This window comes from Streptomyces sp. NPDC093225, from assembly GCF_044753805.1.
Taxonomy (GTDB): domain Bacteria; phylum Actinomycetota; class Actinomycetes; order Streptomycetales; family Streptomycetaceae; genus Streptomyces.
Map to the genome: position 1 here is coordinate 1 of NZ_JBIVNX010000103.1, position 7,747 is coordinate 7,747.

7 protein-coding genes are annotated in these 7,747 nt (G+C 74.9%); 2 read left to right on the top strand and 5 right to left on the bottom strand.

Going from position 1 to position 7,747, the window contains the following annotated elements; translation table 11 throughout:
* Positions 1-97: 97 nt before the first annotated feature.
* From ACIQCH_RS38115 to ACIQCH_RS38130, 4 genes are all read right to left on the bottom strand, one after another.
* Positions 98-910, bottom strand: coding sequence for an ABC transporter ATP-binding protein (locus ACIQCH_RS38115; protein ID WP_402588915.1), 813 nt, complete (start codon positions 908-910; stop codon positions 98-100).
* Between the two features lie 23 nt (positions 911-933).
* Entirely contained in the window at positions 934-2,010 is a 1,077-nt protein-coding gene (locus ACIQCH_RS38120; protein ID WP_402588925.1) for a FecCD family ABC transporter permease, read from the bottom strand.
* 14 nt (positions 2,011-2,024) lie between these two features.
* Positions 2,025-3,071 (bottom strand): FecCD family ABC transporter permease, encoded by a 1,047-nt coding sequence (locus tag ACIQCH_RS38125; RefSeq protein ID WP_402588927.1) that lies wholly within the window; start codon positions 3,069-3,071, stop codon positions 2,025-2,027.
* Positions 3,072-3,187: 116 nt separating this feature from the next.
* Positions 3,188-4,240 (bottom strand): HAD-IIA family hydrolase, encoded by a 1,053-nt coding sequence (locus ACIQCH_RS38130; protein WP_402588917.1) that lies wholly within the window; start codon positions 4,238-4,240, stop codon positions 3,188-3,190.
* 82 nt (positions 4,241-4,322) lie between these two features.
* On the opposite strand from ACIQCH_RS38130, the gene ACIQCH_RS38135 reads away from it, so the two are divergent.
* Complete coding sequence (locus ACIQCH_RS38135; protein ID WP_402588919.1) at positions 4,323-5,594, top strand: DUF1015 family protein; 1,272 nt, start codon at positions 4,323-4,325, stop codon at positions 5,592-5,594.
* Between the two features lie 125 nt (positions 5,595-5,719).
* Here the strand turns inward: ACIQCH_RS38135 and ACIQCH_RS38140 are convergent, their stop codons facing one another.
* Positions 5,720-6,565 (bottom strand): hypothetical protein, encoded by an 846-nt coding sequence (locus ACIQCH_RS38140; RefSeq protein WP_402588921.1) that lies wholly within the window; start codon positions 6,563-6,565, stop codon positions 5,720-5,722.
* Here ACIQCH_RS38140 and ACIQCH_RS38145 point away from each other — a divergent pair.
* Positions 6,560-7,747, top strand: a 1,188-nt coding sequence (locus ACIQCH_RS38145; protein ID WP_402588923.1) for a hypothetical protein, incomplete at its 3' end; no start/stop codon positions are given. The genes ACIQCH_RS38140 and ACIQCH_RS38145 overlap by 6 nt on opposite strands.

A 7,747-nucleotide genomic window follows, 5' to 3' on the forward strand; every position in this document is an offset into this window, starting at 1 on the left:
GGATGTCTTGGAGGACAAACCTCTTCTACAGCAGCTCCGCTGCCTCGTTCACGGGCCTTGACGAACAGCCCCCGCCCTTAACTGAACGGCGTTGCCTCTAGACGCCCGCGCCCCGCTTCGCCGCCCGCGCCGCCCGCGCGGCCGGGATGACCAGCGGGGTGCCCGTCTCCGGGTCGTCGATGACCTGGCAGCGCAGTCCGAAGACCTCCTCCACCAGCTCGGCCGTCACGATGTCGCCGGGCGCCCCCTCGGCCACGATCCGGCCGTCGCGCATGGCGATCAGGTGCGTCGCGTACCGGGCGGCGTGGTTGAGGTCGTGCAGGACGGCCACCAGCGTCCGCCCCTGCTCCTCGTGCAGCTCCGCACACAGGTCCAGCACGTCGATCTGGTGCTGGATGTCGAGGTACGTGGTCGGCTCGTCGAGCAGCAGCAGCGGCGTCTGCTGGGCCAGCGCCATCGCGATCCACACCCGCTGCCGCTGGCCGCCGGACAGCTCGTCCACGGACCGCTCGGCCACGCCGGCCACGCCGGTCGCGGCCATGGACTCCCGGACGATCCGCTCGTCCTCCGGCGACCACTGTCGCAGCAGGCCCTGGTGCGGGTAGCGGCCGCGGGCGACCAGGTCCGTGACGGTGATCCCGTCCGGGGCGATCGAGGACTGCGGCAGCAGCCCCAGCGTCTTCGCCACCTTCTTCGCCGGCAGCGAGGAGATGGCCTGCCCGTCCAGCAGCACCCGCCCGGCACTCGGCCTGAGCATCCGCGACAGCGCGCGCAGCAGCGTGGACTTGCCGCAGGCGTTGGGCCCGACGATGACGGTGAAGGAGCGGTCGGGGATCTCCACCGACAGGTTCTCGGCGATGACCCGCTGGTCGTAGCCGAGGGTGACGTTCTCCGCGGTGAGCCGCTGCACTTGGGTACCCCTTGCCTTCTCGTTCATATCCGCCCCGCCCTGCGCTCGCCGACCAGCAGCCACAACAGGTACACGCCGCCGACCAGGCCCGTGACCACGCCCACCGGCAGCTGGTCGGAGCCGAAGGCCCGCTGCGAGGCCCAGTCGGAGACCAGCAGCAGCACCGCGCCCATCAGCGCGGAGGTCAGCAGGTTCGCCCCCGGCGACCGGGTCAGCCGGCGGGCCAGCTGGGGCGCGGCCAGCGCGACGAAGCTGATGGGACCTGCCGCCGCGCTGGCGGCCGTGGTGAGCAGCACCGCCACCAGCATCAGCAGCATCCGCGTGCGCTCGACCGGGACGCCCAGCGCGTACGCCGCGTCGTCCCCCATCTCCATCATCCGCAGCGCCCGGCTGCGGCCGAGGGCGAGCGGGAACAGCACCGCGCAGGTCGCCAGCAGCGGCCACACCTGTGCCCAGTCACGGCCGCCCAGCGAACCGGTCAGCCACACCATGGCCCGGGTGGCGTCCACCATCTGCGCCTTGGTCAGGAGGTAGTTGATGGCGGCCACCAGCATCGCGGCGGCGCCGATGCCGACCAGGACGAGCCGGTAGCCGTGCACGCCCCGCTTCCAGGCCAGCAGGTAGATCGCCACGCCCGTGACGAGTCCGCCGACCAGCGCGCCGGCCGCGACGGCGGTGGCCCCGCCGTGGAAGAGCACGATCACCGTCAGCGCGCCGACCGCCGAGCCGTAGCCGAAGCCCAGCACGTCGGGCGAGCCCAGCGGATTGCGGGTGACGGACTGGAACACCGCGCCCGCCATCCCCAGCGAGGCGCCGACCAGCAGGCCCACCAGCACCCGCGGCAGCCGCAGGTCGTTGACGATGAACTCGTCGGCCGGCGCGCCCGCGCCGAGCAGGGTCCGGACCACGTCCGGCGGCGCGATCGGGTAGTCGCCGGTGCCGATCAGCACGACGGCGGCCACCAGCGCCAAGGCCACCAGGCCGGCCCCGACCAGCAGGGCACGGGGCTCCACCCGCAGCGACGTCCCGCCCGGTGCCCGCAGCACCCGGGTCCGCGGACGCGCCCCCTTCGCACCGGCGGCCGCGCCGCCCGGTGCCACACGCGAAGTCACGCTCACAGCTGCGCCATCCTCCGGCGTCGTACGAGGTAGATGAAGACCGGTCCGCCGATGAGCGCGGTGACGATGCCGACCTGGAGCTCCGCGGGCCTGGTGACGACCCGTCCCACGACGTCGGCGCCGAGCAGCAGCACGGGCGAGAGCACCGCGGAGTAGGCGAGGATCCACCGCATGTCGGGGCCGGTGAACACGCGCGCCAGGTGCGGGACCATCAGGCCGACGAACACGATGGGACCGCACGCCGCGGTCGCCGCGCCGCACAGCAGGGTGATGGCCAGCATGGCGACCACCCGGGTCCGCGTCAGGTGCGCGCCGAGCGCCCGCGCCGTGTCGTCGCCCATGGCCATCGCGTTCAGCGGCCGGCCCAGCGCCAGCGCCAGCACCGCGCCGACCGCCACGAACGGCAGCACCTGCCACACCGTGTCGGCGTTGGCCGAGGTGAGCGAGCCGACCGTCCAGAACCGCAGCCGGTCCAGCGCCTTGCTGTCCATCAGGACGACCGCGTTGATGTAGCCGACCAGGGCCGCGCTCGCCGCCGTACCCGCGAGGGCCAGCCGCACGGGCGTGGCGCTGCGGCTCCCGCCCAGTACGTACACCAGCACCGAGACCAGGGCCGCGCCGGCGAAGGCGTACCAGACGAACTCCCGCAGCGTGGAGGCCCCGAGGACGCTGACCGCCGACACCACCGCCGCCGCGGCACCGGCGTTGACGCCGAGGATGCCCGGCTCGGCCAGCGGGTTGCGGGTCAGCGCCTGCATCACCGCGCCGGCCAGCCCGAGGGAGAGCCCCACCAGCAGGCCGAGCACCGTGCGCGGCACCCGGGAATCGCGCACCACCACGTCGGTGACGGTGCCGGAGTAGTGGAAGAGGCCGTGCCAGACCTCGGCCGGGGACACCGACTTGGAACCGACGGCGATGCTCGCCGCCGCGACCAGGACGAGGACGGCGACGGCGGCCAGCAGGCCGGCCGCGCGCACCGCGGACCGGGACCGGGGCACGGCGGCGCCCGGCGGCGCGCTCGTTTCAGGGGGGCTCTCGACCAACACGCGGTTAGGTTAGCCTACCCTCGGAAAGCGGAGCCCCGGTGGACGGCCACGAGCCCCCCGAGCGCTCTCGAGCGCCCCCGCTGCCCCGCCCCCGGTCCCGGGCCGCGCGGCCCCTACAACCCCAGCAGCGACAGGGCCTTGCCCGCGTCCAGCCGGCACGCCCCCTCGTCCGCCTGCGTCCAGGCCGCCGCGCACAGCGCCCGCAGCCCGTCCATCGGCCTCCCGTCCCCGGCGCCGCGCAGCTCCAGCACCCCGTCGCCCGCCACCGCCGTCCAACCGCCGCAGCGGAAACCGGCCGCACCGGCGCCGGCCCCGACCGCCTCGACCTCGGGCTGCCCCGTCAACAGCCCCCGCAGGTCCGCGTCGACGTACGTCGGCCGGTACTTCGGCTCCGCCGCCAGCAGCAGCGCCGCGTCCGTCACACCGGTGAGCACCAGCAGCGAGTCCACACCGCCGTTGACCGCCCCCTCGATGTCCGTGTCCAACCGGTCCCCGACCACCAGCGGCCGCTCGGCCCCGGTCCGCAGGATCGTCTCCCGGTGCATCGGCGTCAGCGGCTTGCCCGCGACCTGCGGCTCGGCACCGGTCGCGATGCGCACCACCTCCACCGCCGCCCCGTTGCCCGGCGCGATGCCCCGCGCGCTGGGGATCGTCAGGTCGGTGTTGGACGCGTACCAGGGCACCCCGCGCGCGATCGCGTACGAGGCCTCCGCGAACCGGCTCCACGGCAGCTCCGGCCCCCCGTACCCCTGCACCACCGCCGCCAGCTCCGGCTCGTCTGCCGAGTCCACCGGTACGAGCCCCCGCTCGCGCAGCGCGACCCGCAGCCCCTCGCCGCCGACCACCAGCACCCGCGACCCGGCCGGCACCTGCTCGGCGATCAGCCGCGCGACCGCCTGCGCGGAGGTGATGACGTCCCCGGCCGCGGTCGCGATGCCCAGCTCCGTCAGGTGTTCGGCCACCGCGTCCGGGGTGCGCAGCGCGTTGTTGGTGACGTACGCCAGGTGCATCCCGTCCGCCCGGGCCACGCCCAGCGACTCGACCGCGTGCGCGATCGCCTGCCCGCCCGCGTACACCACCCCGTCGAGGTCCAGCAGAGCCGTGTCGTAGGCCCGGTGCAGGCTCCGCTCGCTCCCCGCAGGCCTGGTTCTGGTCTCCCGGCTCATCGCCCAGCTCCCTCGTCCGCTCTCGTCCTAATCCGTCTCCCCCGATCATCCCGCATGGCGAGACGCGCCTTACGATGCACCAATGACCACAACTGGTACCGCGGAGCACGGACTGCGCCTGATCCCCTTCCACGGCCTGCGCTATGTCCCGGAGCGCGTCGGCAGCCTCGCCGCCGTCACCTCCCCGCCCTACGACGTGGTCGTACGCCCCGACGGCCTCAACCACCTCGAGTCCGCGGACCCCCACAACATCGTCCGGCTGATCCTCCCGCAGGCCGACACCCCCGAGGCCCGCGGCGCCCAGGCCGCCCGCACCCTGCGCGACTGGCTCGCCGAGGGCGTCCTCAGCCCGGACCCGCGGCCCGCCCTGTACGTGTACGAGCAGCGCAAGGGCGACCTCCTCCAGCGCGGTCTGATCGGCGCCCTCGCGCTGTCGCCCGCCGCCGAGGGCATCGTGCTGCCCCACGAGGACGTCATGCCGCACGTGGTCGCCGACCGCGCCGGCCTCATGCGCGCCACCGCGGCCAACCTGGAACCGCTGCTCCTCACCTACCTCGGCGAGGGCACCCGCACCGGCGCCGCCGCGGTCGTCGAGGGCACCGTGGCCCGTGAGCCGCTGCTCGCCACCACCACCGAGGACGGCTTCCAGCACCGCCTGTGGTCCATCACCGACCCGGCCGAGCTGGCCGTGGTCACCGCCGACCTCGACCACCGCCAGGCGCTCATCGCCGACGGCCACCACCGCTGGGCCACGTACCTGCGCCTGCAGTCCGAGCACTCGGAGCCCGGTGCCTGGGACTACGGCCTGGTCCTCCTGGTCGACACCGCCCGCTACCCCCTCCAGGTCCGCGCCATCCACCGGATGCTGCGGCGCCTGCCGGTGGCCGAGGCGCTGGCCGCCCTGGACGGCTCCTTCCGCGTCCGTACCGTCGAGGGCCCGCTGCCGCGCGCGATGGCGGCCCTCGCCGAGGCGGCCGAGCGGGGCAACGCCCTGCTCCTCACCGGCGACGGCTCCTTCCACCTGGTCACCGACCCCGACCCGGAGCTGCTCGACCGCACGATCCGCCGCGACCGGCCCGAGGCCTGGCGCCGGCTCGACGCCACGGTCCTGCACGCCGCCCTGCTCGACCACCTGTGGCAGGTCCCCGACGAGCCCGAGCAGATCACGTACATCCACGACACGGCGGCGACCGTGGAGATGGCCGAGCGGCACGGCGGCACGGCGGTCCTGATGCACCCGGTCCGCGAGGAGGTCGTACGGGACCTCGCGCGCCAGGGCGTCACCATGCCCCGCAAGTCGACCTCGTTCGGCCCGAAGCCGGCCACCGGTCTGGTGCTGCGCGCCCTGGACTGACGTCCCGGCGCTCCCCGGCGCCCCGGCGCCCCGGCGTCGACGGACCGACGACGCGGAGCGGCCGCGGAAACGCCGAAGGGCGGCACCCCCGTGGGGGTGCCGCCCTTCTTGATGTGCTGCGGGGATCAGGCGCGGCGGTCCGCGTCCCGGTCGTCCGTCTCGTCGGCGCCGGCGCCCTCGTCGGTCAGGTCGACGTCGGCATCGGCCGCGGACTGCTCGAGCGGCTCGTAGTCCTCGTCGTCCTCGTCGTAGTACTCGGCCTGGTCCGAGGCGCGCAGGGCGTTGCGGACCTCCGGGTCGTCGGCGTTCTCGTACGACTCGCCCTCGGTCTCGTCGTCGTCGAGCGCGTCGACGAACTCGACGCCGTCCATCTCGGCGAGCCGGTCGGACGCGTCGGTGGTGCCGTCCTTGTCCGCCTCCAGTGCCTTGGCGAACCACTCGCGGGCCTCGTCCTCGCGGCCGGCGGCCAGCAGGGCGTCCGCGTACGCGTAGCGCAGGCGGGGCGTCCAGGCCTGGACGGAGTTGGAGGCGAGCTCCGGGCTCTGCAGGGTCACGATGGCGGCGTCCAGCTGCCCCATGTCCCGGCGGGCACCGGCTGCGACCAGGCGCATCTCGACCTGGCCTGCCTTGTCCAGCTTCTGCACCTCGGGCTCGCCGGCCATCGCCAGCGCGCGCTCGGGGCGGCCGAGGCCGCGCTCGCAGTCGGCCATGACGGGCCACAGCTCGACGGAGCCGGTCATGCGGCGGGCGGCGCGGAACTCCGCGAGCGCCTCGCTGTACTTCTGGCTGGCGTACGCGGCGAAGCCGGCCGCCTCGCGGACGGCGGCGACGCGGGAGGCGAGCCGCAGGGCGATGCGCGAGTAGGCGTAGGCCTGCTCGGGGTCCTCGTCGATGAGGCGGGCGACCATGACGAGGTTGCGCGCGACGTCCTCGGCCAGCGTCTTGGGCAGGCTCAGGAGCTCCTGGTGCACGTCCGCGTCGATCTCGTTGCCGGTGACGTCCTCGTCGATCGGCAGGCGCTTGATCGGCTCGCGGTCGCGGTCACGGAAGTCGCGGTCGTCGCGGCGACCGTAGCCGCCACGGTCGTCCCGGCCCCGGTAGCCGCCGCGGTCGCCGCCCCGGTCGTCCCGGCCGCGGTAGCCGCCACGGTCGCCACCGCGGTCGTCGCGACGGAACCCACCGCGGTCGCCGCCGCGGTCGTCGTCGCGGCGCGGGCCGCGGTCGTCACGGCGGAACCCACCGCGGTCGCCACCACGGTCGTCGCGACGGAACCCACCGCGGTCGTCGTCGCGGCGCGGGCCGCGGTCGTCACGGCGGAAGCCACCGCCGCCGCCCTGGCGGTCGTCACGGCGGAAGCCGCCACGGTCGCCACCGCGGTCGTCACGACGCTCGTGGCCACGGTCGCCACCGCGGTCATCGCGACGGAACCCACCGCGGTCGCCACCACGGTCGTCCTCGCGGCGCGGCGCACGGTCGTCACGACGGAAACCACCGCCGCCGCCCTGGCGGTCGTCACGGCGGAAGCCGCCACGGTCGCCACCACGGTCGTCACGACGCTCGTAGCCGCGGTCGCCACCACGGTCGTCACGGCGGAACCCACCGCGGTCGCCACCACGGTCGTCGTCGCGGCGCGGCGCACGGTCGTCACGGCGGAAGCCACCGCCACCGCCGCCGTACGGACGGTCCTCGCGGCGGAAGCCACCGCCGCCGCCCTGGCGGTCGTCACGACGGAAGCCGCCACGGTCGTCACGACGCTCGTGGCCGCGGTCGCCGCCACGGTCGTCGCGGCGGAAGCCGCCACGGTCGTCGTCGCGGCGCGGGCCGCGGTCGTCGCGGCGGAAGCCACCGCCGCCGCCCTGGCGGTCGTCACGGCGGAAGCCGCCACGGTCGCCACCACGGTCGTCACGACGCTCGTAGCCACGGTCGTCGTCCCGGCGGGGGGCGCGGTCGTCGCGGCGGAAGCCACCCGAAGGGCGGTCATCCCGGCGGAACCCGCCACCGTGCGGACGGTCGTCACGACGGAACCCACCGCGGTCGCCACCACGGTCGTCCTCGCGGCGGGGGGCGCGGTCGTCGCGGCGGAAGCCACCCGAAGGGCGGTCATCCCGGCGGAACCCGCCACCGTGCGGACGGTCGTCACGACGGAACCCACC

What these genes read in the sequence shown, in the direction of transcription:
- ACIQCH_RS38135 (WP_402588919.1), top strand. Translation starts at nt 4,323, where the DNA reads ATGACCACAACTGGTACCGCGGAGCACGGACTGCGCCTGATCCCCTTC.
- ACIQCH_RS38130 (WP_402588917.1), bottom strand. Translation starts at nt 4,240, where the DNA reads ATGAGCCGGGAGACCAGAACCAGGCCTGCGGGGAGCGAGCGGAGCCTG.